This window comes from Virgibacillus sp. CM-4 (assembly GCF_000445495.1).
GTDB classification, from domain to species: Bacteria; Bacillota; Bacilli; order Bacillales; family Amphibacillaceae; genus Virgibacillus; species Virgibacillus salexigens.
In genome coordinates this window covers 1-1,683 of the sequence record NZ_AUQA01000019.1, presented here as the reverse complement: position 1 = coordinate 1,683, position 1,683 = coordinate 1, and the positions used below count along the sequence as shown (strand labels likewise).

The 1,683-nt window shown below is 41.9% G+C and carries 1 protein-coding gene; it reads left to right on the top strand.

Going from position 1 to position 1,683, the window contains the following annotated elements; all coding sequences use genetic code 11:
* The first annotated feature begins 123 nt into the window (after positions 1-123).
* Entirely contained in the window at positions 124-1,293 is a 1,170-nt protein-coding gene (locus tag M948_RS42445; protein WP_021292746.1) for an ISL3 family transposase, read from the top strand.
* The last annotated feature ends 390 nt before the right edge of the window (positions 1,294-1,683 follow it).

The window sequence follows — 1,683 nt, the reverse complement described above, 5'->3', positions numbered from 1 at the left end:
ATAAGGCTCTTCACCACAAAATGTACTTGACAATCAGGTTGTTTTCTGATCAAGGGTACAAAAAATGCGAAATTTCCTGTATGGTAAAGGTGACCAAACCATCAACCATGGAGGAAATTTCGCATGCAATCTCAGTTTATCAAAGATTTGATCACTTTACCAGGCTTTCTTATTCATGGAGAACGAAAAGAGGGAGAACGATGGATTTTTGAACTTTCCCTCCCTCCTCATTGTCCGATCTGCCCGACTTGCTTCGGACGGACAACCAAAATATCATCGAAACGAAAACAATGGATTCATGGCTATACAAATACGGTCGGTTTATTTTGGATTGAACTTCCCATAGAAAGACGGCGTTGCCAAGCCTGTTTTCTGACGTTCACCGTTTCTTATCCGGGACTTCCGTCTCACAGTATCGCGACGGAATCGTTTCAACATTGGGTCGCCCAGTTATGCATCGGAAAAACGATTCAAGAAGTCGCTCGCTTGTTACAACTCGCCTATACGACAGTAGAACGCTGGTTTTATCAATATGCCCCGGCTCTTTTACCAACATCGAATCCTACAGTAGTATGTGTGGATGAATTCGCTTTCCGAAAGGGACATGATTACGGAGTAGCGGTGATGGACACACAGACTCGGAATGTCCTTTCCATTGCTTCTGGAAAAAATGAAGAAGCCATTGTGGAGGCGCTTCAACCCGTCGCCTCCAAAGTGAAGTATGTTGTCAGCGACTTGGCTCCTGCCATGAGAAAAGCCATTGAAAAGGTATGTCCAAAAGCCATCCATGTTCTTGACCACTTCCATGTGATTCAGTTATTCACCGATGCACTGGAACGTTGTCGCAAATACCTTGCCAAAGGCGGAACCAAACATGGAAGCGTTCGCCGCGTGTGCCGATTGTTAAGCCAACGTCCAGAAAAATTAACAGAAGAAGAGAGACAGGAAGTTCGACAATGGTGCCAAGAAAGTGCTTATTTACGTGATGTCTATCAAGCACTTCAACATTTCCGTTACGTATCCAAAAGCCAAACAAGAAAGCAAGCCGAAACTCGTTTGACCCAATGGTTTGACCGGTACCTTTTTAGCGACTGTGCCGCCGTACGCAGTATTGCCAAGGCACTCATCACCCGAAGAGACGCAGTGCTTTCTTGCATCGTTTTTTCTTACTCAAATGGTCCAATGGAAGGAATCAACAACAAAATAAAATTGATCAAAAGGCGAGGATATGGGTATCGAAATATCCAGCGTTTTACTTTGCGTGTCCGTCTAGAGACCTCTATCACATTTTAACGTAAAAATCAAGTACATCTTTTGGTGATGAACCAAAATATTTGATAAACTGGGATCGCAAATAAAAATTCCTCCCTGGTTAATGTTTAGATCACGTTTACCATATAGGAAATTACGTTTTTGTACCACAATTCAAAAAAATCTGATTGTCAAGTCCATTTCGTGGCGAATATCTAGAAACATAGAGGTATCAGGATTAAAAATGAATAAATGTTTGTAGAAAATTAATAATACGCCATTTTTTTATTATGTTACTCACATTTCGCACCCTTCCGACGAAAATCGGGAGGATTTTTTTGCATCGATGTGGAATGAATCCTTGACACACAAGGAATGCAAAGGAGTTTGTCCACCATGGATGTTCAAATTTCTGAGATTTATGACAGTTCC